Consider the following 21,048-nt stretch of genomic DNA (forward strand, 5'->3'; position numbering starts at 1 on the left):
TCCGGCCGGTGTGTCGTATCAGTGTTCCGGATGGGGTCGGAACACCAAGAAACCACAAGGTAGTTGTTAGATGGATTCCTCAATTGCGCTGATCCTGCTGCAAGACGGTGTCGTCAACGGCGCCATCTATGCCCTACTGGGCATGGCTCTGGTGCTGGTTTTCGCCGTCACGCGCGTCATTTTCATTCCCCAGGGCGAGTTTGTGGCGTTCGGCGCCCTGACCCTGGCCATGCTGGTGGACGGCAAAGTGCCGGGCACCGCCTATCTGCTGCCGTTGCTGGGCCTGGTGTGCCTGGCGCTTGAGCTGGTGCGCGCCGTGCGCACGCGCAGCGCCGCGGCCCTGCCCAAGACCATCGCCACCTGCGTCGTGCTGCCGCTGGCGCTGTTCTGGCTGACCCGCAGCTACACCGGTCCCGAGAACTCGCTGTGGCTGAACATGCTGCTGACGCTGTTCCTGGTGATTCCGATGGGTCCGATGGTCTATCGCATCGTCTACCAGCCGCTCGCCGAAGCCACTGTGCTGGTGCTGCTGATCGTGTCAGTCGCCGTGCACTTTGCGCTCATGGGCCTGGCGCTCGTGTTCTTTGGCGCCGAAGGCTGGCGCACGCCGGCATTCGTGAGCGGGCAGGTTGATCTGGGCTTCATGACGTGGTCCGCGCAGAGCCTGTTCGTGGTCGCCACGTGCGCGCTGCTCATCATTGCCTTGTGGGTTTTCTTCGGCAAGACGCTGTATGGCCGCGCGCTGCGCGCCACCGCCGTCAACCGCCGCGGCGCGCGTCTGGTGGGCATCAGCACCAACATGTCGGGCTCGCTGACGTTCACGCTGGCCGTGGGCATCGGCGCCATGTCCGGCATGCTTATCGCGCCCATCACCACGGTCTATTACGACACGGGCTTTTTGATCGGCCTGAAGGGCTTCGTCGGCGCCATCATCGGCGGCCTGGCCAGCTATCCCATCGCCGCAGCAGGTTCGCTGCTGGTCGGCGTACTGGAATCCTTCTCGTCGTTCTGGGCCAGCGCATACAAGGAAGTGATCGTCTTCACCCTGATCATCCCGGTTCTGGTCTGGCGTTCGTTCAGCACCCATCACGCGGACGAAGAGGAATAAGCCATGAACCGCATTCTGCTTGCCGTTTTTCTCGTCGTCCTGGCGGGCCTGCCGATGGTGTCGGCCACGCCTGAGTTCTGGGTGACGCAACTGAACTACATCGGTCTTGCCAGCCTGGTCGTGTTGGGCCTGGTGCTGCTGACCGGCGTCGGTGGCCTGACGTCCTTTGGCCAGGCCGCGTTCGTCGGCCTGGGCGCCTACACCACCGCCTACCTGACGACGCAGTACGACGTGTCGCCGTGGCTGGCGCTGCCCGCGGGCCTGATCCTGACCGCCGTCGTGGCCTATCTGCTGGGCGCGATCACGCTGCGCCTGTCGGGCCACTACCTGCCGCTGGGCACCATCGCCTGGGGCCTGTCGCTGTATTACCTGTTCGGCAATATCGACTGGCTGGGCAAGCATGACGGCATCGCCGGCATCGAGCCCATCAGCATCTTCGGTATCTCGCTGGCCAACGGCCGCCACATCTATTACCTGATCTGGGTCTGCGTCCTGCTTGCACTGTGGGCCACGCGCAACCTGCTCAACTCGCGTCCCGGCCGCGCCATCCGCGCGCTCAAGAGCGGGGCGGGCATGGCCGAGTCCATGGGCGTCAACACCGCTGCCTACAAGATCGTGATCTTCGTGTGGGCGGCCCTGCTGGCCTGCGTGTCCGGCTGGCTGTATGCGCACATGCAGCGCGCCGTCAGCCCCAGCCCGTTCGGGCTGAACTACGGCATCGAATACCTGTTCATGGCGGTGGTCGGCGGCGCGGGTTACGTGTGGGGCGCCTTGCTGGGCTCCAGCGTCATCCTGGTGCTGAAGGATCAGTTGCAGAACCTGCTGCCCAAGCTGCTGGACACCAACGCCAACTTCGAGATGATCGTCTTCGGCGTGCTGTTGATCCTGATGCTGCAATACGCGCGCAACGGCCTGTGGCCGATCCTGGCGGGCTGGTGGGGCAACATCACGGGCGCCAATGGTTCGCGCCGCAACCTGGCGCCGCCCGCCGCAGCCCCGGCCCTGCCGACGCGCGAGCGTCCGCAGCCTGGCCAGGTCGTGCTGGAAGTGGATGCCATCCGCAAGGAATTCGGCGGCCTGGTCGCCGTGAACGACATCACCTTCAAGGTCAGCTCCGGCGAAATCATGGGCCTCATCGGCCCCAACGGCGCCGGCAAGAGCACGACCTTCAACCTGATCAGCGGCGTGCTGCCGGTGACGCGCGGCCAGGTCACGTTCATGGGTCAGCGCATCGATAACCGTTCGGCGCGCGAGATTGCCAAGATGGGCGTGGGCCGCACGTTCCAGCACGTGCAACTGCTGCCGGGCATGACGGTGCTGGAAAACGTGGCGCTGGGCGCGCACCTGCGTTCGGACGTGGGCGTGCTGTCCGGCGCGCTGCACTCGGACCGCGCCCGCGAAGCGCAGCTTCTGCATGAAGCGGCCGAGCAGCTCAAGCGCGTGGGCCTTGGCGAATACCTGTACGAACAGGCGGGCAACCTGGCGCTTGGCCAGCAGCGCATTCTTGAAATCGCCCGCGCATTGGCGTGCGATCCCGTGCTGCTGTTGCTGGACGAGCCGGCCGCCGGCCTGCGCTACAAGGAAAAGCAGGACCTGGCGCGCGTGCTGGAACAGCTTCGCGCCGAAGGCATGAGCATTCTGCTCGTTGAACACGACATGGATTTTGTGATGCGCCTGACCAACCACCTCGTGGTGATGGATTTCGGCACGAAGCTGGCCGAAGGCGTGCCGGCCGACGTGCAAAAGAACCCGGCGGTGCTCGAAGCCTATCTGGGCGGCATCGACGACGACCTGCCCGAAGCGGACCAGGCCAAGCCCGTGTCGGCGGGGGGCGTGTGATGAGCGCAACCAATTCCCCCGTTCTTGAAGTCAGCAACCTGTCGGCCCGCTACGGCAAGGTCGGCGCGCTGGCGGGCGCCACACTCAGCGTGCCGGCCGGCAGCATCGTCACCGTGATCGGCGCCAACGGCGCCGGCAAGTCCACGATGCTCAACGCCATCATGGGTTCGCTGCCGCAGACCGGCCACGCCGCCGGCACCGTGCATTACGCCGGGTCGGACGTGTCGGGCTGGATGGTCGAACGCCGCGTGGCAGCCGGCATGTCGCTGGTGCCCGAGCGCCGCGAGCTGTTCGGCACCATGTCCGTGGAAGACAACCTGCTTCTGGGCGGCTTCCGGCGTTACCGGGCCCGCGAAAGCGGCTGGCGCGACACGCTGAACGAAGTGTTTGATCTGTTCCCGCGGCTGCGCGAACGCCGCGCCCAGCAGGCCGGCACGCTGTCCGGCGGTGAGCGCCAGATGCTGGCCGTGGGCCGCGCGCTGATGGCCAAGCCCACGCTGCTGATGCTGGACGAACCCAGCCTGGGCCTGGCGCCGCGCATCGTACGCGAGATCTTCCACATCATCGCGCGCCTGCGCGAGACCGGCGTGGCGATCCTGCTGGTCGAACAGAACGCCCGCGCGGCGCTGCAGGTGGCCGATTATGGGTACGTGCTGGAAACCGGCGAGGTCATCCTGCACGGCCCGGCGCGTGAATTGGCCGGCGATCCGAAGGTGATCGAAAGCTATCTGGGGTTGGGCAAGGGCGCGGAAGCGGCCTGACGCCATGCGAGATAAGGAAAACGCCGGCGCCGCGAGGCGCCGGCGTTTTTTTTACGCGCGTGTCTTCCGTGACTGGTCTGCCGTTAGGCGGTTGCCGCCATCTGGCTGTCGCTGTTTGTCCGCCGTCACTTGCCCGACGGCCATCGTCCGCCCAACGCGCGCGTGGCTTCGGCCGCGGCGTCCTGCACGAGCTTGCCCATCTTCTTGACCGCGGCGGGCGAGTAGCGCTCTTTGGGACCCGACAACGAGATCGCGCCGCAGATGTCGCCGTCCGGTCCGAAGACCGGGCTGGCGACCGCCGCGCAATTGGGGTCGCGTTCGCCCATCGAGGTGAGCATCAGCCCGGCCTGCGACGGCGGCTGTCCTTCAACCAGATAGGCGGTGAGCAGCTTGCCGGCCGCGCCCTTGTCCAGCGGCAGCAGGTCGCCGACGCGGATGCGGTCCAGCGTGGAATGATGCGAGTCGACGCGCAACAGGCACACGCGCGACTGCGCGTCGTGATAGACGTGAAAGGACGCACTTTCGGTGCCCTTGTCGACCAGGCCTTCCAGCAGCGGCAGGATGGTTTCGGTCAGGCGGTAGGTGGCCTCGTAGGCCCGTCCGAGGTGGTGGGCATACGGTCCCAGCGCATAGCGCCCGTCGGCGCGGCGCACCACGAGGGCCGCCTTTTCGAGTGAAGCGATAAGCCGCAAGAGTGTGCTCTTGTAAAACCCCGTGGCCCGGGAAAGATCGGCAAGCGTGATGGGATCGGTGCGTTGCGCGACGGCCCCGACGATGGTCAGGGCGCGTTCGACGGCGGCGACGCCGTCGGTGGAATTATCCTGAGTAGGGGTACGACTCATTGGAATGATAGGGGGGTGATTACGCGGTGGTTCCCGAGTCCGGATCGATCACCCGGCTGATGACGGGGAAATAGCGGTTGCCGTGCCCCTGGGCGAGCGCCGCGTCGAACCAGTGATCCACGTTGCGGGCTCCCAGCGCCTGTACGCCGGTCTGTTCTGCCAGCGCCAGCGCGTAGCGCAGGTCTTTGCGGGCGTAGTCCACAGGGAAGGCTTTTTCGGGAAAGTCTGCGGGCAGAATAGCCTTTAAGCCGTGGTTGCGCAACGCGAAGCTGTCCGCCGAACCGCGTGTGAAGGTCTCCAGCAGGACGCGCGGATCGACCCCCGAACGGCGTGCGATGGCGCGGGCTTCGGAGAGCGCCACCACCGTTTCGAAGAGCACCATGTTGTTCAGAATCTTGACGACCTGGCCGCTGCCCACCGGGCCGCAATGCGTGATTTCGTTGGCAAACGTGGAGACCAGCGGTTTGACGCGCGCGAACACGCCTTCATCGCCGCCGATCATGACCGACAGCGTGCCGGCTTCGGCCGCGGCGCGCGTGCGGGCGACGGGCGCATCGATGAAAACCGCGCCTTTGGCCGCAAATTCCCCGGCCAGTTCGCGCGTCACGTCGACGGGCGAGGTGCTCAGGTCCACGATCAACTGGCCGCTGCGCGCGTTCGCCAGCAGGCCATCGGCGCCGCGGGCAAGCTGCGCCACGACTTCGCCGGACGGCAGCGACAGGAACACCACGTCGCATTCGCGCATGATCTGCTGGGCGGTCGCCGCGGCGACGCTGTGTGCGGCCAGCCGTTGCAGGGGGGCGGGATCGTTGTCGCAGCCCAGCACGGGCACGCCGCCCTTGACGGCCAGATTGCGGCAGATGGGTTCGCCCATGACGCCCAGGCCGATGAAGCCGGCTCGTTGAAATTCAGGCATGAGGATAGTCTCCGATGAAGTGTTGGAGGGGCCGCGCCGGCGGCCCCGGATGATATTGGGGTAAGGGGCGGCCTACATGCCGAAATAGATTCCCTTGGATTGCTGATACAGGCGCAGTCCGCTCACGCCCTTTTCGCGCCCGATGCCGCTTTGCTTGAAGCCGCCGAAGGGCGTGGAAATGGAGAGCTGCTTGTACGTGTTGATCCAGACGCTGCCCGCCTCCAGGCGCCGGGCCACGCGCCAGGCGCGCCGGTAGTCCGCCGTCCAGACGCCGGAGGCCAGGCCATAGGCGCTGTCGTTGGCCTGATCGATCAGATCGTCTTCGTCATCGAACACCAGCGCGCACAGCACCGGTCCGAAGATCTCTTCGCGCACGACGTGCGCGTCCCGCGACAGGCCGCCGAGGATGGTGGGGCGGTAGAACGCGCCAGTCTCCAGCGCCTTGCCCTCTGGACGCGCGCCGCCCAGCAGCACTTCTGCGCCGTCGCGGCGTGCGCCATCGACCATGCCTTCGATCTTCTCGCGATGACCGAAGGACGCGATCGGGCCCATCTGCGCGCCGTCGGCGTCGGGCAGGTCGACCTTCAGGCGGCTGGCGCGCGCCACGAGCTTCTCGATGAAGGCCTGGGCGATGCTGCGCTGCACGTACAGCCGGGATCCGGCCACGCAGGACTGGCCACTGCCTTCGAAGATGCCGCCGATGACGCCGTCGATCGCGGCGTCCTGGTCGGCGTCTTCAAACACGATGTGCGGTGACTTGCCGCCCAGTTCCAGCGCCACGGGCATCAGCTTTTCCGCGGCGGCATGCGCGATGGCGCGGCCGCTGCCGGTGCCGCCCGTGAACGACACCATGCGCACGCCGGGGTGCTCGACCAGACGCCGCCCCACGGTGGCGCCCAGGCCGGTCACCACATTCAGGATGCCCGGCGGCAGGCCGGCCTCGAGGGCAATGCGGCCCAGCGCCAGCGCCGGCGACGAGGTGACCTCGGAAGGCTTGAGGATCACGGCGTTGCCCGCGGCCAGCGCGGGCGCCACCTTCTGCGCTTCCATCGTGAGCGGCGAGTTCCACGGCGTGATCGCCACGACCACGCCGTAGGGGTCGTAGTGCGTCATGGACAGATAGTTGCCGCGTGCGGGCGTGACCTCTGCGCCCAGCGTTTCGCACACGCCGGCGTAGTAGCGGAACGTGGCCGCCGCGCTGGAGACCTGCGCCTTGCACTCGGCCCACACCTTGCCGTTCTCGATCATCTGCAACTGCGCAAGCAGCGGCGCGTTCTGGTCCATGCCGTCGGCGATGCGGCGCAGGATCGCGGCGCGCTGGTGCGACAGCATGTCGCGCCATGCCGGTTGACGCTGTGCGTGCCAGGCGGCTTGAACCGCCTGGTCGACCTGCGTATCCGACGCCGCGCTGATCCGGTAGTTGCGGGCGCCGGTGGCGGGGTTGATGGATTCGAAGGCGGCGGCGTCCTGCGCGATCCATTCGCCGCCGATCAGCATGGGTTTAAGGGTTTCCGATGATTCGGACATGAAGTGTCGTTCCTCTCTTGATGGCTCTGTTTCGCGCCGGCGGCAAGCGGCCGGCGCGCATTTATTCGTTGACAGCCCGGGTTTGAAAAAATATAAAATAGAATAAGCGTTCTGCACAATGGAACGACAAGAATAAACCAAACTTTCAATCGATGACAAGAGGAGACCTACCCATGCAACGCAATTGGCTGCGTGCGCTGGCCTGTGCCGCGACGCTGTTCACGGCGGCGGCGCACGCCGATACCTACCCTTCGAAACCCGTGTCAATGGTCGTGCCGTATCCGGCCGGCGGCGCCACCGACGTGGTCGCGCGCGCCGTGGCCGAACGGCTCACGCAGTCGTGGGGACAATCGGTCATCGTTGAAAATCGCGCCGGCGCCGGCACCACGATCGGCGCAAGTTCCGTGGCCCGCGCGCGCGGCGACGGCTACACGCTGTTCATGACGACATCGGCGCATACGATCAGCGGCCACCTCTACAGCAAGCTCAGCTACGACCCCGTCAAGGACTTCGCGCCGATCACGCTGGTGACCAAGGTGCCGCTGGTGCTGGTGGTCAACCCCGCCATCCCGGCAAAGACGCTGCCGGAATTCCTGACGTACCTGAAGCAGAACGGCGGCTCGGTGAACTTTGCCTCGCCGGGCAACGGCACGGCACAGCACCTGAGCGGCGAGCTCTTCAAGATCGCCACGAAATCGACCATCACGCACGTGCCGTACCGGGGCGACGCGCCGGCCTTCACGGACCTGGCGGGCGGGCAGGTGCAGATGATGCTCGCCACCATCACATCGGCGCTGCCGCTGATCGAGTCCGGCAAGCTGCGTGCGCTGGCTGTCGCCAACGGCAAGCGGGTGCAGGCGTTGCGCGACGTGCCGACGTTCGCCGAGGCGGGCATGCCCGGCTTCGAGGCCGCGACCTGGTTCGGCATCCTGGCGCCCGCCTCCATGCCGCAGGAACAGGCGCAGCGCATCTATGAAGACGTGTCGAAGATCGTCGCGACGCCCGAAATGCAGACCCGCATCGAAGGGCTGGGCGGCGAAGTCGTCAACAGCACGCCCAAGGCGTTCGCCGCCTTCATGCAGCAGGAAGAGGAGAAGTGGGGCCAGGCCGTCAAGGCTTCCGGCGCCGTCGCAGCGCAGTAGACACCAACGCAGTCCGCAGCCGCGCGCCAACGCAGCGCCCGGCGCGGATCCATGCAATCACGGAGGAGACACATCATGACAGTTGCAAAATGGCTGGCAGCAGGCGCGTTCGCCTGGTGCGCCGCAGTGCCGGCAGTGGCAAGCGCGGTCGACTATCCCAACGCCCCGGTCAAGTTCGTCGTGGGCTTCAGCCCCGGCAGCACGATCGACATCGTGGCGCGCATCGTCGGCGACGCGCTCGCCACCCGTATGGGCCAGACGTTCGTGGTCGAAAACCGGACGGGCGCGAACGGCATGATCGCCGCCCGCATGGTGGCGCAGTCCAAGCCCGACGGCTACACGATCCTGGTCAGCAATTCCAGCTCGATCACCGTCAATCCCTTGCTCTACAAGGATCTGCAGTACCACCCGCTGAAGGACTTCGAGCCGGTGACGACCGTGGTGTCCGTGCCTTTCATCCTGACCATCAACGCCGAGAATCCGCGCGTGGCCGGCGTGAAGGACGTCAAGTCGCTGGTCGACCTGGCGCGCCGCAATCCCAACACGGTCAGCTACGGGTCGGCCGGCAACGGCAACCTGATGCACCTGGCCGGCGCGCAGCTGGCCACGATGTCGGACGTGCAGATGCTGCACGTGCCGTACCGCGGGGCCGCGCCGATGGAGGCGGGGCTGCTCTCCAAGGAAGTCGATTTCGGCTTTGACACGCTGTCCGGCGTGCCGCTCATCAAGGCGGGCAAGCTGAAGGCGTTGGCCGTATCCACCGCGCAGCGCTGGCACGACCTGCCGGATGTGCCCGCCGTGGCCGAGCTGGGCTACCCGGACTTCGACATCTCGTTCTGGGTGGGCGTGTTTGCGCCGGCGGGCACGCCGCCCGCCATCGTGGACCGCCTTAACCGCGAGATCGCCGCAGCGGCCAAGGATCCCGCGGTGCGCGCGCGGCTTGCGGCGCAAGGCAATCCCTCGACGCAATCGCCCAAGGAGTTCCGGCAAAAGATCGCCGACGAACTCAAGCAGAACGAGACGCTCATCAAGCGCGCAAACATCAAGATCGACTGAACCGCGGCGGCGGTGGCCGTGCGGGCAACTGGCAGGAAGGAGCACAAGGTGTCCTGGGAAAAAGAACTGCAGGAATTGGCGCTGCGCAAGGAACTGGCGGCGCGCATGGGGGGCGAGGCGAAGGTGCGCCGGCACCGCGAGAACGGCAAACTGCCGGTGCGCGAGCGGATCGACAAAATGGTCGACCCGGCGTCATTCCGGGAAGTGGGGGCGCTGGCGGGCAGCGGCGACTATGACGCGCAGGGGCGCCTGACGGACTTCACGCCATCGAACCTGCTGATCGGGCGCGCCAAGGTGCAGGGCAGGCCTGTCGTTGTCGCGGCCGACGACTTCACCGTGCGCGGTGGCGCCAACGACGGGGCGGTCGGCGACAAGCTGGTGGAATCCGAGCGCATGGCGCAGGACCTGCGCGTGCCGCTCATCCGGCTGGTTGACGGCACGGGCGGCGGCGGCTCGGTGCGAAACATCGAGATCAAGGGCCACACGCTGCTGCCCAAACTGCGCATGTGGCCGCTGATGGCGCAGAACCTAGCGACAGTGCCCGTCGCGTCGCTGGCGCTGGGATCGGTGGCCGGCCTGGGCGCGGCGCGCGTGGCGGCCAGCCACTACTCGGTCATGGTGCGCGACACATCGCAGCTCTTCATCGCGGGTCCGCCCGTGGTCGCCCGCATCGGCCAGAACCTGGACAAGAACGAGCTGGGCGGCAGCGACATCCATACCCGCAACGGCGTGGTGGACGACGAGGCGGAATCCGAAGAAGACGCCTTCGCACGGGTGCGCCGCTTTCTTTCGTACCTGCCGCGTTCGGTGCACGAGCTGCCGCCGCGCGCGGCCGAGCCTGGCCGTGCGGGCGCTCAGGACTGGCTGCGGGACGCCATTCCGGCCGACACGCGAGCCGTGTACAAGATGCGGCCGATCCTTGAGGCGCTGGTCGACGAGGGGTCGTTCATGGAGATCGGCAAACGCTGGGGCCGCGCCGTCATCACCGGACTGGGCCGCATCGATGGCTGGCCGGTGGCGGTGTTTGGCAGTGACCCCTATCACTACGGTGGCGGATGGGACGGCCCGGCCGCCGAAAAATTCACCCGCTTGCTGGACCTGGCCGAAACGTTCCATCTGCCCGTCGTCAACCTGGTCGACGTGCCCGGGTTCCAGATCGGGCTGAACGCCGAGAAGGCCGGCGCCATGCGCTACGGCGTGCGTGCGCTGACGGCCGTCGCGCAATCCACGGTGCCGTGGTGCTCAATCATCGTGCGCAAGGCGTTTGGCGTGGCGGCGGGCGGGCACCAGAGCGCGGGCCGCTTCAACTTCCGCTACGCATGGCCGTCGGCGCAGTGGGGTTCCCTGCCGGTGGAAGGCGGACTGGAGGTTGCCTACAAGGCCGAGATCGAGGCCGCCGAGGACCCGCAGGCCAAGATGCGCGAGATCGAAGCGCGCGTCCGCAGCCTGACCTCGCCCTTCCGCAGCGCCGAAGCCTTCGTCGTGGAAGACATCATCGATCCCGCCGCCACCCGTCAGGCGCTGGAGGAATTTGTGGAGCTGGTGGCGCCGCTGCGCGAACCCGGCCCGCGCGCCTTCGGTTACCGACCGTGACGCCGCGCCAGGAGCCCAACATGAAACGAGTCATCGTGGCCAATCGGGGCGCCGTCGCCCGGCGCGTCATCCGCGCCTTGCGCGCCCTGGGCATCGAATCGGTCGCCGTCTATTCCGAGGCCGACCGTGATTTGCCTTATCTGTCCGAAGCGGACCTGACCGTCCCGATCGGCGCATCGCCCGCCACGCAGAGCTACCTGAACCAGGAAACGCTGCTGCGCGTGGCGCGTGAATGCGGTGCGGATGCGCTGCACCCCGGTTATGGCTTCCTGTCCGAGAACGCGGCGTTTGCCGACGCCGTGGAGCAGGCTGGCCTGATCTTCGTCGGCCCGTCGCCGCGCTGGATCCGGATGCTGGGACACAAGACCCAGGCGCGCGACGCCATGCGGGCGCTGGGCATGCCGATGGCGCCGAGCAGCGCCGTGCTGGGCGACGACCTTGCGGCGCTGCGCCGCGCCGCCGAGGACCTCGGGTACCCGGTGCTGATCAAGCCGGCGTCGGGCGGTGGCGGCATCGGGATGCTGGCGCTGGAGGGGCCGCAAGATGCCGAAGCGCAATGGACGCGCGCGCGGCAGATCGCCGAACGCAGTTTCGGCGGCTCTGAGCTGTACCTGGAAAAGCTGCTGCGCGACCCGCGCCACGTCGAGTTCCAGTTCCTGGCCGACCGCCACGGGCAGGTGCGCTGCCTGTACGAACGCGACTGCTCCACGCAGCGCCGCCACCAGAAGGTGCTGGAGGAAGCGCCGGCGCCTGCGCTGCCGCGTGCGGCGGTCGAGGCGATGGGCGCGCGGCTGGAGACCATGCTGGCGGGGATGGGCTACGACGTGATCGGCACGGTGGAGATGCTGTACACGCCAGATTCCGGCTTTTCGTTTCTTGAAATAAACACCCGCCTGCAGGTCGAGCACGCCGTGACCGAAGCGGTGACCGGCGTGGATCTGGTGGCGGCGCAACTCAGGCTGGCGGGCGGCGAGCGCATGCAGGACGTGCTGCCGGTGGTGCCGCCGCTCAGTGGCCACGCCATCGAGGCGCGCGTGTATGCCGAAGACCCGGTGCGTTTTCTGCCATCGCCCGGCCCGCTGCGCGTGTTCCTGCCGCCCGAGATGCGCGGCGTGCGCATCGAGACCGGCTACGCGGAGGGCTGCCGCGTATCGAGCCACTATGACCCGATGCTGGCGAAGGTGATCGCGCATGCCGCGACGCGCGAAGCAGCGCTGGATCTGCTGGCGGCCGCGCTGGCGCAGTTCCGCGTCGAAGGCGTCAAGACCAACATTCCTTTTGTGCGCCGGGTGCTGGAAGACCCGGCTTTCCGCGCGGGGCAGGTCAGCACCGGGCTGGTGGCACGCATGCTTGAAGAGGCCCAGTCGCAGGCCGCGTAGATCCCTCGCAGTTGTCATACCGAAACATTCATACCGATCACGATCAGGAGCAGGCAATGTTCAAAGTGGAAACCCCCGTGGTGGGCCGTGTGGTCGCCGTCACCGTCAGCCCCGGCCAGCGCGTCGAGGCGGGCGATAGCGTCGCCAAGGTCGAATCGATGAAGATGGAAATCCCCGTGGAAGCGGAGCGCGCGGGCGTGGTGGCGCGCGTGCTTGTCAACGAGGGCGACGAGGTGGACGAAGGCCAGGCCGTGGTCGAACTGGAGTGACACGGTCATGCTGATCCATACGGAACGCAGGGAAGCGGGGCGCGTCGCGTTGCTGACGTTGCGCAATCCGCCGGTCAACAGCCTGAGCGCGGCGCTGCGCACCGAGTTGCACGCAGCCATCGACGCCGCGCTGGCCGACGAGGCGGTGCGCGCGCTGGTGCTGGCGGGCGATGGCGATTTCTTCTGCTGCGGCGCGGAGATCCGCGAGTTCAACACGCCGCTGCCGGCGCGTGAGCCGACGCTGCGGTCGCTCATTGCGCAGATTGAGGGCGCGGCCAAGCCCGTGGTGGCGGCGATTCATGGCGCGGCGCTCGGCGGGGGGCTGGAGCTGGCACTGGGCTGCCACTACCGCGTGGCGCAGGCTGGCGCGTCGTTGGGGCTGCCCGAAGTGAAGCTGGGCGTGCTGCCGGGCGGGGGCGGCACGCAGCGCCTGCCGCGACTCGTGGGCGTTGAACGGGCGCTGTCCATGATCGGCGGCGGGGATCCGGTCGACGCCCAGCTGGCGGCGGCGTGGGGACTGGTCGACCGGGTGTTCGCGGGGGATCTGATCGAACAGGTGTCGGCCTACGCGTTGGCTGTCGCGGACGCACCGCTGGCCACGCGCATCGTGGGTGCACGGCCGGTGGCAACACCCGCCGATCCCGGCGTCTACGAACGCGCCCGCCAGGAAGCGGCGCGGCGCTTCCGAGGCTGCGTGGCGCCGCTCGCCTGCGTGGATTGCGTGGAATACGCCGCGCGTTCAACGCTGAATGAAGGGCTGGCGTACGAGCGTGAACGCTTTCTGGAACTGGTGAATGGACCGCAGTCCAAGGCGCAGCGGCATCTGTTCTTTGCCGAGCGCGCCGCGGTGAAGTTGCCGCCCGAATGGCGCGCCCAGGCGCCGATCGATACGGTGGGCGTAGTGGGCGCGGGCACGATGGGCGGCGGCATCGCCATGAGTCTTGCCAACGCGGGACTGGACGTGGTGCTGGTCGAACGCGACTCGCAGGCGCTGGCGCGCGGGTGGGATGTGATCACGAAGAACTATGCCGCTTCTGCTGCCAAGGGCAAGCTGAGCGCCGCGCAGGTCGAGGAGCGCCAGGCGCGCATCCGCACCAGCCTGCACCTGGACGATCTGCGCGATGCAGATCTGGTCATCGAGGCCGCCTTCGAGGACATGGCCGTCAAGCGCGAGATCTTTCAGGCGCTGGACCGCGTCTGCAAATCCTCCGCGATCCTGGCGTCGAACACGTCGCGGCTGGATATCGACGAGATCGCCGCATTCACGGGACGTTCCGCGCAGGTGCTGGGCATGCACTTCTTCAGTCCCGCGAACGTCATGCGGCTGCTCGAGGTGGTGAAGGGCCGCGAAACCGATGGCAACGTCGTCGCCGCCGTGTTCCGGCTGGCGCGCAAGATGGGCAAGCTGCCGGTGCTGGTCGGCGTGTGCGACGGGTTCGTCGGCAATCGCATGGTCAGCCCGTACACGCGCGAGGCTCACTTCCTGCTCGAAGAGGGCGCGACGCCGGCGCAAGTGGACGGCGCGCTGCAGCGTTTCGGGCTGGCGATGGGACCGCTGCGCATGGCCGACATGGCGGGGCTGGACATCAGTTGGGCATTCCGCAAGCGCATGGCCCCCACGCGGCAGGCGCACCTGCGCTATTCGCGCGTGGCCGACCACCTGTGCGAGCAAGGCCGCTTCGGACAGAAGACGGGCAGTGGCTTTTACCGCTACGAGGCCGGCAGCCGCACGCCGCTGGAAGACCCCGATGTGCTGGCGCTGATCGAGACCTGCGCTCGCGAAGACGGCATTGCGCGACGTGTTGTTTCGGACGAAGAGATCGTGCAGCGCACGATGTATGCGCTGGTCAACGAAGGCGCGCGCATCCTGGAAGGGGGCATTGCGCGCCGTGCATCGGACATCGATGTCATCTACGTGAACGGTTACGGATTTCCGGTGCACCGGGGCGGTCCCTTGTTCTATGCCGAGCAGCAGGGGCTGGCGCAGGTGCTGGCGACGATCCGGCAGTTTCACGCGGCGCACGGCGAACTCTGGCGTCCCGCGCCTTTGCTGGAACGGCTGGTCGCACAGGGTCAAACCTTCGCGGACTTGTAATGAACAGGGGCGCCGTGGATGCGTCCCGCAGAAGAATCAGGAGACAGGGCAATGCAGAGGGAAATGGAGGGCGCCGCGCCAAGCGGGCCGCAGGAACAGTATTTTTCGAATCTCTCCGAGGGCCGCTTCCGGATCCAGCGTTGCGGGGCCTGCGGCGCGCATCAGTTCTTTCCGCGGGTGCTGTGCATGCACTGCGGCGCGCAGGATCTGGCATGGATCGAGCCGTCGGGCGCCGGCACGGTCTATTCGTTCAGCATCGTGCGGCGCAAGCCCGATGCGGGCGGCGACTACAACGTGGCGCTGGTCGATCTGCAGGAGGGTGTGCGGATGATGAGCCGCATCGACGGCGTTGCGCCGGAGGGCCTGCGCATCGGCATGCCGGTCCGGGCGCGCGTGCTGCGCGGCGAGGGGCAGCCGCTGATGGTGTTCGTTCCGGCGGAGGTCGCATGATGTCGTTGGAATCGTTGCGCGGACAGGTCGCCATCGCGGGGGTGGGACATGCTTGCCTGGGCGAAGCCCACGGGTTTACTGAAATGGAAGTGCTGGCGCAGGCCGCTGCACGCGCGGTCGCGGATGCGGGCCTGACCATGCGCGACATCGACGGCCTGGCGACGTGCAGCTCGTCGGCCACGATGTGGAGCATGCCGGTCGCCGAGTATCTGGGCCTCAAGCCGCGCTACATCGAGGCCACGATGCTGGGCGGCTCCAGCTTCGTCTCGCACCTGCTGCCGTCGGTGATGGCGCTGGTGTCGGGGCAGTGCAATGCGGTCCTGGTCTGCTACGGCAGCACGCAGAAGACGGCGGTGTTCGGCCGCAAGGAGGGCGTCAAGGCGCGCACGCTGTTGGACCCGCAGCCGTTCGAGTACCCGTACTCGCCCCTGTCGCCTATGACCTCCTACGCGCTGGCGGCCGCCCGGCACATGCACCAGTACGGCACGACGCGCGAGCAGCTTGCCGAAGTGGCGGTGGCGGCACGAGCCTGGGCACGGCTCAACCCGGAGGCGGCGATGCGAGACCCCCTGTCGATCGCGGACGTGCTGGCGTCCCGTCCGGTGTCCGATCCCCTGACCGTGCGCGACTGCTGCCTGGTCAGCGACGGCGGCGGCGCCTACGTGATGGTCCGCGCGGACCGCGCGCGCCAGTTGAAGCAGCCCCCCGTTTATGTGCTGGGCAGCGCGACTGCGGTGTGGAACCGGCAGATTTCGTCCATGGAGGACCTGACCGTCACCGCGGCTGCTGAGTCGGGCAAGCGCGCGCTGGCGATGGCGGGCCTGACGGTGGCCGACGTGGACGTGGCCGAGCTGTATGACGCCTTCACGATCAACACGCTGCTGTTCCTGGAAGACCTGGGCTTCTGCAAGAAGGGCGAGGGCGGAGCGTTCGTGCAGGGCGGGGCGATTGCGCCCGGCGGCCGGTTGCCGGTCAACACCAATGGCGGCGGACTGTCGTGCGTGCATCCCGGCATGTACGGCATCTTCCTGGTGATAGAGGCCGTGCGCCAGCTTCGGGCGCAGGCGGGCGAGCGGCAGGTGCAAGGCGCCGACATCGCGCTGGTGCACGGGAACGGCGGCACGCTGTCCAGCCAGTCCACCGCCGTTCTCGGCGGCCCGGCCACGCACTGAGATTGCAGGAGAAAGATCCATGCTGGACAAGACAGTTGATTCCCTGGCGGCCGCGGTGGCGGGCGTGCAGGACGGGGCGGTGATCCTGATCGGCGGCTTCGGCGCCTCTGGCGTGCCGACCGAACTAGTCTGCGCGCTGCTGGACCAGGGCGCGCGCGAGCTGACCATCGTCAACAACAACGCGGGCAACGGCGAGCGCGGGCTCAGCGAGCTGGTGCAGGCGGGCCGGGTGCGCAAGATGATCTGCTCGTTCGCGCGCTCGTCCGACCGCAAGAACCCGAACGCCGCGGCCTTCGCGGATGCATACCGGGCCGGCAAGGTCGAGCTTGAATGCGTGCCGCAGGGCACGATGGCCGAACGCATGCGCGCGGCGGGCGCTGGGCTGGGCCCATTCTTCACGCCCACGGCCTTCGGCACTCCGCTCGCGCGGGGCAAGGAAACGCGCGTCATCGACGGCGTGGGCTACGTGCTGGAGTCGCCGCTCAAGGGCGACTATGCATTCGTCAAGGCGCGCACGGCGGATCGTTGGGGCAACCTGGTGTACCGCTACGCGGGCCGCAATTTCGCGCCGGTCATGTGCATGGCCGCCGCCACGACGGTGGCGCAGGTGGACGAGATCGTGGACCTGGGCGGCATCCCGCCGGAACACGTGATGACGCCGGGCATCTTCGTCAAACGGGTGGTGCAAGTGGGAGCGGGTCATGGGCTATGAAAAACTCAGCCGGCGCGATATTGCGCGCCTGGTGGCGTCGGACATCGAGGACGGCGCCTACGTCAATCTGGGCATCGGCATTCCGACGCAGGTCTCGGCCTTTCTGCCGCCGGGCCGGGACGTAATCCTGCACACCGAGAACGGGATCGTCGGGATGGGACCAGGCGATCCCGGCGAGCCGCTGGACCTGGACCTCATCAACGCCAGCAAGGAGGCAGTGACCCTGTTGCCGGGCGCGTCCATCACGGACCACGTGGTGTCGTTCGCCATGATGCGCGGCGGCCATCTGGACCTTACGGTGCTGGGCGCGTTCCAGGTGTCGGAAAAAGGCGACCTCGCCAACTGGGACACGGGCGCGGCCGACACCATACCGGCGGTTGGCGGGGCCATGGATCTCGTGGCCGGGGCGCGCCAGGTCTACATCGCGATGGAGCACATCACCAAGGATGGGCAGCCCAAGATCGTGCGCGAATGCACCTTCCCGCTGACCGGCGCCGGGGTCGTGGACCGCATCTATACGGACCTGGCCATCCTGGACGTGACGCCAGCAGGCATGCAGGTCAGGGCGATGGTGGCGGGGTTGACGTTCGGCGAACTGCAGGCCCTCACCGGCTGCCCGCTCGCGCTGGATCCCGGCTGGCAGACGCTCTCGGTGCGATAGCGGACCGTCCGCCGCGTCGGCAGGCAGCGCCGGCAGACAACGGCGCCGGCGGTCAGCAGCGCCGCCAATATAGCAATTCCCCTGATTTTCCCGTGTTGACACGGCCAGTTTTCAATCCTTAGAATGTTCTTACAGAAAGAATAAGCGTTCTGCATATAAGAACGCGTCAAAAGGGAAGAGACAATGCAAACCCAAGCCATGCCCGCGCGCAACGCGGGCGGCGCGCAGCTTGCGCAGCGTTTTCGTGACAGCGCGCTGTCGTTTTCGCGGCCGCGCCAGGTCGACATGGATCTGCTGGTCCGGTTCGGCGCCCATCCGGTCCTCGTGCGCATCCGAGACGGACGCGTCACGGCTGCCGAAGTCCCCGCGGCCCCGCTGCCTTCGTGCGACGTCGCCATGCAGGCCTCGGAAGCCGCCTGGTCGCGTTTCTGGCAGGCCGTGCCGGACGCCGGCTGGCACGACATCTTTGCGCTCGCCAAGCGCGGCGAATTGCGCATCGACGGCAATCTCCAGCCGTTGATGGCGCATCTGCAGTTCGTCAAGGACCTGCTGGCCTCGGCGCGGGAGGAGCAGGCATGAGCGCGGCACTGGAACCCATCGTCGGCCGCTATGTGTCGTTCGACATCGCCGGCCGGCGCTGCCGCGTCTATTTCGAGGAAGCGGGCGAAGGCATACCGCTGGTGTGCCTGCACACCGCCGGCGCCGATGGCCGTCAGTACCGGCACATCATGTGCGACCCGGACATCACCTCGCGCTATCGCGTCATTGCGCTCGACCTGCCGTGGCACGGCAAGTCGTATCCGCCCGAAGGCTGGCAGGACGAGGAATACCGGCTTTCCACGGACCTGTACGTCGAGACCGTGATGGCCTTCTGCCGCGCGCTGGCGCTGGACCGGCCGGCGCTCATCGGCTGCTCGATCGGCGGGCGCATCGTGCTGCAGCTCGCGCATCTGCATTCCCGTGATTTCCGTGCGCTGATCGGCGTCGAAGCCGCCGATCACCAGGCGCCCTGGTACGACACGTCATGGCTGCATCGCGGCGACGTGCATGGCGGCGAGGTGTGCGCGGCGCTGGTGTCCGGGCTGGTCGCGCCCCAGTCGCCCGCCGTGCATCGCCACGAAACGCTGTGGCAATACATGCAGGGCGGTCCCGGCGTGTTTCGCGGCGACCTGCACTTCTACCGCGTGGACAGCGACCTGCGCGGGCGCCTGGATGGCATCCGCACCGACCTGTGTCCGCTCTACCTGCTGACAGGCGAATACGACTTCTCCTGCACGCCGGAAGACACCCTGCGCACCGCCGCCAGCATCCCCGGCGCGCAGCTGACCATCATGCGCGAATTGGGACATTTCCCGATGAGCGAAAACCCCGAGCAGTTCCGCGGCTACGTGCTGCCGGTGCTGGACGCCATCGCCCGCCAATAGAGCAGGCATTACCGACGGGCCGCTGGGGCCCGCATCCTCAGGAGACAACATGCGTTATCCGATCATCCTGGCCGGCGCTTTCGCGCTGGCCGCCGCAATACCGGCCCACGCGCAGGAAACGCTGAAGCTCGGCGCGCTGGTCACCCTGTCCGGCGCGGGCGCCGCCTGGGGGCAGGGCATGAAGAACGCCGCGGAGGTCGCGGCCGATCAGGTGAACGAGGCGGGCGGTCTGGAAGTGGGCGGCAAGAAGTACCGCGTGCAGGTCGTGGCCTATGACGACAAGTACCAGGCGAACGAGGCCGTCACGGTGGCGAACCGCCTGGTGTTCGAGGACAAGGTGCGCTACGTGATCGGTCCGGTGGGCTCCGCGCCGGTGCTGGCGATCCAGCCGATGACCGAGAAGAACAAGGTCATCCTGTTGACGCTCGGCTTCACCTCCAAGGCGCTGGCCGCCGACAAGCCCTACACCTTCCGCCCCAACGTCACGACCGCCGAAGTCTCGCAGCCGCAGATCGACTGGCTGGTCAAGGCGCAAGGCCTGCGCAAGGTTGGCGCGCTGTTTCCCAACGACGAGACCGGCCAGCAGATCGCGCTGGACCTGGAGGCCGCCTACAAGAAGGCGGGCGCGGCGCTGGCCACCAAGGAGTTCTTCGAGCGCGACCGCGTCGACTTCGTGCCCCTGCTGACCCGCATGATGGCGCGCGGCATCGACGCCATCGAGCTGGACGGCAATTCCCCCACCACGGCGGGCCTCATCGTCAAGCAGGCGCGCGAACTGGGCTTCGAGGGCAAGATCGTGCGCACGGGCGGTCCGGCCACGCAGGAGATCGTCAACGTGGCGGGCAAGCAGGCGACCGAAGGCATTCTGGTCCACACGCCGATCGATCCGGACCTGCCCGCCACGCAGGCCTACGCCAAGCGCTACGCGGCCAAGTACAAGCACGCGATGAACGGCTTCAGCCCGGCGTTCTATGACGGCACCAACATGCTGTTCGAGGCCATGCGCCGCGCGGGCACGGTGGAAAACACCGAGCGGGTGCGCATCGAACTCGAGAAGCTGGACGGCTTTGAAGGCTCGCTGGGCAAGCTGAGCTGGACCGGCCAGGCCATGTACGGCATCAATCACCAACTCAATGCGCCGTTCTACGTGGCCGAGGTGAAGGATGGCCGCGAGGTCATCCGCGCCCGCTGCACGGTCGAGGGTTGCCGCTAGCGCGGCGGGGGACACGACGTGGATTGGAGCATTCTGCTGGCGCAGGCCACGATCAACGGCTTGATCGTGGGACTGCTGTACCTGCTGATGGCGGTGGGCTTCACGCTGGTGTTCGGCGTGATGCGCATGGTGAATTTCGCGCACGGCGAGTTCTACATGCTGGGCGCGTTCGGCGCGTACTACCTGACCACCCAGGCGGGGCTGACCTTTCTGCCGGCCGTGGCGCTCACCTTCGCGCTGGCGGTCGCCGGGGGCGCGGTGCTGGAATGGGGTGTGCTCAAGCCGTTCCGGCGCGACGAATTGAACGGCATGATCGCCACCATCGGCCTGGCGATGATCCTGCAGAACCTCGCGCTGATGTTCTTCGGACCGGACCCGCTGTCCATGCCGGCCGTCGCCCAGGGCACGGCGCGCATGGGCAAGCTGGTCGTGCCGCTGTCGCGCGTGTACGTGGTGCTGTTCGCGCTGCTGGCGCTGGCATTGCTGTACGGCTTTCTGAAGCATTCGCGGCCCGGGCGCGCGCTGCGCGCGGTGGTCGAGGACTTCGAGATCGCCGCGATCCAGGGCATTCGCTCGCGCATCTACTACCCGCTTGGCTTCGGCCTGGGCGTGGGGCTGGCGGCCGTGGCAGGCGCATTGATGGCGCCGCTATTCTCGGTGTCGCCCTTCGTGGGCGCCACGCCGCTGCTCAAGGCGTTCATCGTGGTGATCCTGGGCGGACTGGGCAGCATTCCGGGCGCCGCGGTAGCGGGGCTGGCGCTGGGGCTGGCGGAAAGCTACGGCAGCCTGCTGTTCGAAAGCAGCACCGCCGACATGCTCATCTTCGCCATCGTGATCGTCATGCTGGTCGTGCGGCCCAAGGGGCTGCTGGGCCGGGGGGAGGCATAAG

At 67.4% G+C, this 21,048-nt stretch carries 20 protein-coding genes; 17 read left to right on the forward strand and 3 right to left on the reverse strand.

From position 1 onward, the window contains the following. Positions 1–70: 70 nt before the first annotated feature. The 3 genes from B3446_RS11990 to B3446_RS12000 are packed head-to-tail and all read left to right on the forward strand — an operon-like array spanning position 71 to position 3,708. A complete protein-coding gene (locus tag B3446_RS11990) occupies positions 71–1,108 on the forward strand; it encodes a branched-chain amino acid ABC transporter permease (RefSeq protein ID WP_191576775.1) in 1,038 nt (345 codons plus the stop codon). Between the two features lie 3 nt (positions 1,109–1,111). Further along, complete coding sequence (locus B3446_RS11995; RefSeq protein ID WP_175122988.1) at positions 1,112–2,947, forward strand: ABC transporter permease subunit; 1,836 nt, start codon at positions 1,112–1,114, stop codon at positions 2,945–2,947. Continuing rightward, on the forward strand, positions 2,947–3,708 hold the full coding sequence (locus B3446_RS12000; protein WP_191576773.1) for an ABC transporter ATP-binding protein: 762 nt from the start codon (positions 2,947–2,949) through the stop codon (positions 3,706–3,708). The genes B3446_RS11995 and B3446_RS12000 overlap by 1 nt, the downstream gene beginning before the upstream one ends. Positions 3,709–3,833: 125 nt before the next feature. On the opposite strand, the gene B3446_RS12005 is transcribed toward B3446_RS12000, so the two are convergent. The 3 genes from B3446_RS12005 to B3446_RS12015 form a co-directional block, all read right to left on the reverse strand. Further along, entirely contained in the window at positions 3,834–4,550 is a 717-nt protein-coding gene (locus tag B3446_RS12005; RefSeq protein ID WP_291381243.1) for an IclR family transcriptional regulator, read from the reverse strand. Between the two features lie 19 nt (positions 4,551–4,569). Next, positions 4,570–5,466 (reverse strand): NAD(P)-dependent oxidoreductase, encoded by an 897-nt coding sequence (locus tag B3446_RS12010; protein WP_291381245.1) that lies wholly within the window; start codon positions 5,464–5,466, stop codon positions 4,570–4,572. Positions 5,467–5,538: 72 nt separating this feature from the next. Beyond that, the gene (locus B3446_RS12015; protein ID WP_291381247.1) at positions 5,539–6,993 is read right to left on the reverse strand and encodes an aldehyde dehydrogenase; all 1,455 of its coding nucleotides are present in this window, start codon (positions 6,991–6,993) and stop codon (positions 5,539–5,541) included. Positions 6,994–7,166: 173 nt separating this feature from the next. On the opposite strand from B3446_RS12015, the gene B3446_RS12020 reads away from it, so the two are divergent. The 14 genes from B3446_RS12020 to B3446_RS12085 all read left to right on the forward strand — a co-directional run bounded on the left by B3446_RS12020 (position 7,167) and on the right by B3446_RS12085 (position 21,047). Further along, a complete protein-coding gene (locus B3446_RS12020) occupies positions 7,167–8,135 on the forward strand; it encodes a Bug family tripartite tricarboxylate transporter substrate binding protein (RefSeq protein ID WP_291381249.1) in 969 nt (322 codons plus the stop codon). Positions 8,136–8,210: 75 nt separating this feature from the next. Beyond that, a complete protein-coding gene (locus tag B3446_RS12025; RefSeq protein ID WP_291381251.1) occupies positions 8,211–9,191 on the forward strand; it encodes a Bug family tripartite tricarboxylate transporter substrate binding protein in 981 nt (326 codons plus the stop codon). 105 nt (positions 9,192–9,296) lie between these two features. Continuing rightward, on the forward strand, positions 9,297–10,784 hold the full coding sequence (locus B3446_RS12030; RefSeq protein WP_409558279.1) for an acyl-CoA carboxylase subunit beta: 1,488 nt from the start codon (positions 9,297–9,299) through the stop codon (positions 10,782–10,784). Positions 10,785–10,804: 20 nt separating this feature from the next. Next, entirely contained in the window at positions 10,805–12,163 is a 1,359-nt protein-coding gene (locus tag B3446_RS12035) for an acetyl-CoA carboxylase biotin carboxylase subunit (protein WP_291381255.1), read from the forward strand. 56 nt (positions 12,164–12,219) lie between these two features. Beyond that, the gene (locus tag B3446_RS12040; RefSeq protein WP_105237757.1) at positions 12,220–12,432 is read left to right on the forward strand and encodes an acetyl-CoA carboxylase biotin carboxyl carrier protein subunit; all 213 of its coding nucleotides are present in this window, start codon (positions 12,220–12,222) and stop codon (positions 12,430–12,432) included. Positions 12,433–12,439: 7 nt separating this feature from the next. Then, entirely contained in the window at positions 12,440–14,527 is a 2,088-nt protein-coding gene (locus B3446_RS12045) for a 3-hydroxyacyl-CoA dehydrogenase NAD-binding domain-containing protein (protein WP_291381258.1), read from the forward strand. A gap of 51 nt (positions 14,528–14,578) precedes the next feature. After that, complete coding sequence (locus B3446_RS12050) at positions 14,579–14,977, forward strand: Zn-ribbon domain-containing OB-fold protein (RefSeq protein WP_291381260.1); 399 nt, start codon at positions 14,579–14,581, stop codon at positions 14,975–14,977. Continuing rightward, positions 14,977–16,149 (forward strand): thiolase, encoded by a 1,173-nt coding sequence (locus tag B3446_RS12055; RefSeq protein WP_291381291.1) that lies wholly within the window; start codon positions 14,977–14,979, stop codon positions 16,147–16,149. The genes B3446_RS12050 and B3446_RS12055 overlap by 1 nt, the downstream gene beginning before the upstream one ends. Before the next feature lie 19 nt (positions 16,150–16,168). Next, entirely contained in the window at positions 16,169–16,861 is a 693-nt protein-coding gene (locus B3446_RS12060) for a 3-oxoacid CoA-transferase subunit A (RefSeq protein ID WP_291381261.1), read from the forward strand. Beyond that, positions 16,851–17,522, forward strand: coding sequence for a 3-oxoacid CoA-transferase subunit B (locus B3446_RS12065; protein WP_291381263.1), 672 nt, complete (start codon positions 16,851–16,853; stop codon positions 17,520–17,522). The genes B3446_RS12060 and B3446_RS12065 overlap by 11 nt, the downstream gene beginning before the upstream one ends. Positions 17,523–17,705: 183 nt before the next feature. Beyond that, a complete protein-coding gene (locus B3446_RS12070; protein WP_291381265.1) occupies positions 17,706–18,101 on the forward strand; it encodes a hypothetical protein in 396 nt (131 codons plus the stop codon). Further along, complete coding sequence (locus B3446_RS12075) at positions 18,098–18,946, forward strand: alpha/beta fold hydrolase (protein ID WP_291381267.1); 849 nt, start codon at positions 18,098–18,100, stop codon at positions 18,944–18,946. The genes B3446_RS12070 and B3446_RS12075 overlap by 4 nt, the downstream gene beginning before the upstream one ends. Before the next feature lie 49 nt (positions 18,947–18,995). Next, positions 18,996–20,159 (forward strand): ABC transporter substrate-binding protein, encoded by a 1,164-nt coding sequence (locus B3446_RS12080; RefSeq protein WP_291381269.1) that lies wholly within the window; start codon positions 18,996–18,998, stop codon positions 20,157–20,159. An 18-nt stretch (positions 20,160–20,177) separates the two neighbouring features. Next, entirely contained in the window at positions 20,178–21,047 is an 870-nt protein-coding gene (locus B3446_RS12085; protein WP_291381271.1) for a branched-chain amino acid ABC transporter permease, read from the forward strand. Position 21,048 lies beyond the last annotated feature (1 nt).

Origin of the sequence: Achromobacter sp. UBA5777, from assembly GCF_002418565.1 — a bacterium.
Taxonomy (GTDB): Bacteria; Pseudomonadota; Gammaproteobacteria; order Burkholderiales; family Burkholderiaceae_B; genus Achromobacter; species Achromobacter animicus.

Excerpts from the sequence above, each read along its gene's own strand:
- B3446_RS11990 (WP_191576775.1), top strand. The coding sequence starts at position 71 with ATGGATTCCTCAATTGCGCTGATCCTGCTGCAAGACGGTGTCGTCAAC.
- B3446_RS12025 (WP_291381251.1), top strand. The coding sequence starts at position 8,211 with ATGACAGTTGCAAAATGGCTGGCAGCAGGCGCGTTCGCCTGGTGCGCC.
- B3446_RS12075 (WP_291381267.1), top strand. The coding sequence starts at position 18,098 with ATGAGCGCGGCACTGGAACCCATCGTCGGCCGCTATGTGTCGTTCGAC.
- B3446_RS12030 (WP_409558279.1), top strand. The coding sequence starts at position 9,297 with ATGGGGGGCGAGGCGAAGGTGCGCCGGCACCGCGAGAACGGCAAACTG.
- B3446_RS12020 (WP_291381249.1), top strand. The coding sequence starts at position 7,167 with ATGCAACGCAATTGGCTGCGTGCGCTGGCCTGTGCCGCGACGCTGTTC.
- B3446_RS12070 (WP_291381265.1), top strand. The coding sequence starts at position 17,706 with ATGCAAACCCAAGCCATGCCCGCGCGCAACGCGGGCGGCGCGCAGCTT.
- B3446_RS12000 (WP_191576773.1), top strand. The coding sequence starts at position 2,947 with ATGAGCGCAACCAATTCCCCCGTTCTTGAAGTCAGCAACCTGTCGGCC.
- B3446_RS12040 (WP_105237757.1), top strand. The coding sequence starts at position 12,220 with ATGTTCAAAGTGGAAACCCCCGTGGTGGGCCGTGTGGTCGCCGTCACC.
- B3446_RS12045 (WP_291381258.1), top strand. The coding sequence starts at position 12,440 with ATGCTGATCCATACGGAACGCAGGGAAGCGGGGCGCGTCGCGTTGCTG.
- B3446_RS12010 (WP_291381245.1), bottom strand. The coding sequence starts at position 5,466 with ATGCCTGAATTTCAACGAGCCGGCTTCATCGGCCTGGGCGTCATGGGC.
- B3446_RS12050 (WP_291381260.1), top strand. The coding sequence starts at position 14,579 with ATGCAGAGGGAAATGGAGGGCGCCGCGCCAAGCGGGCCGCAGGAACAG.
- B3446_RS12055 (WP_291381291.1), top strand. The coding sequence starts at position 14,977 with ATGTCGTTGGAATCGTTGCGCGGACAGGTCGCCATCGCGGGGGTGGGA.
- B3446_RS12060 (WP_291381261.1), top strand. The coding sequence starts at position 16,169 with ATGCTGGACAAGACAGTTGATTCCCTGGCGGCCGCGGTGGCGGGCGTG.
- B3446_RS11995 (WP_175122988.1), top strand. The coding sequence starts at position 1,112 with ATGAACCGCATTCTGCTTGCCGTTTTTCTCGTCGTCCTGGCGGGCCTG.
- B3446_RS12035 (WP_291381255.1), top strand. The coding sequence starts at position 10,805 with ATGAAACGAGTCATCGTGGCCAATCGGGGCGCCGTCGCCCGGCGCGTC.
- B3446_RS12015 (WP_291381247.1), bottom strand. The coding sequence starts at position 6,993 with ATGTCCGAATCATCGGAAACCCTTAAACCCATGCTGATCGGCGGCGAA.
- B3446_RS12005 (WP_291381243.1), bottom strand. The coding sequence starts at position 4,550 with ATGAGTCGTACCCCTACTCAGGATAATTCCACCGACGGCGTCGCCGCC.
- B3446_RS12080 (WP_291381269.1), top strand. The coding sequence starts at position 18,996 with ATGCGTTATCCGATCATCCTGGCCGGCGCTTTCGCGCTGGCCGCCGCA.
- B3446_RS12065 (WP_291381263.1), top strand. The coding sequence starts at position 16,851 with ATGGGCTATGAAAAACTCAGCCGGCGCGATATTGCGCGCCTGGTGGCG.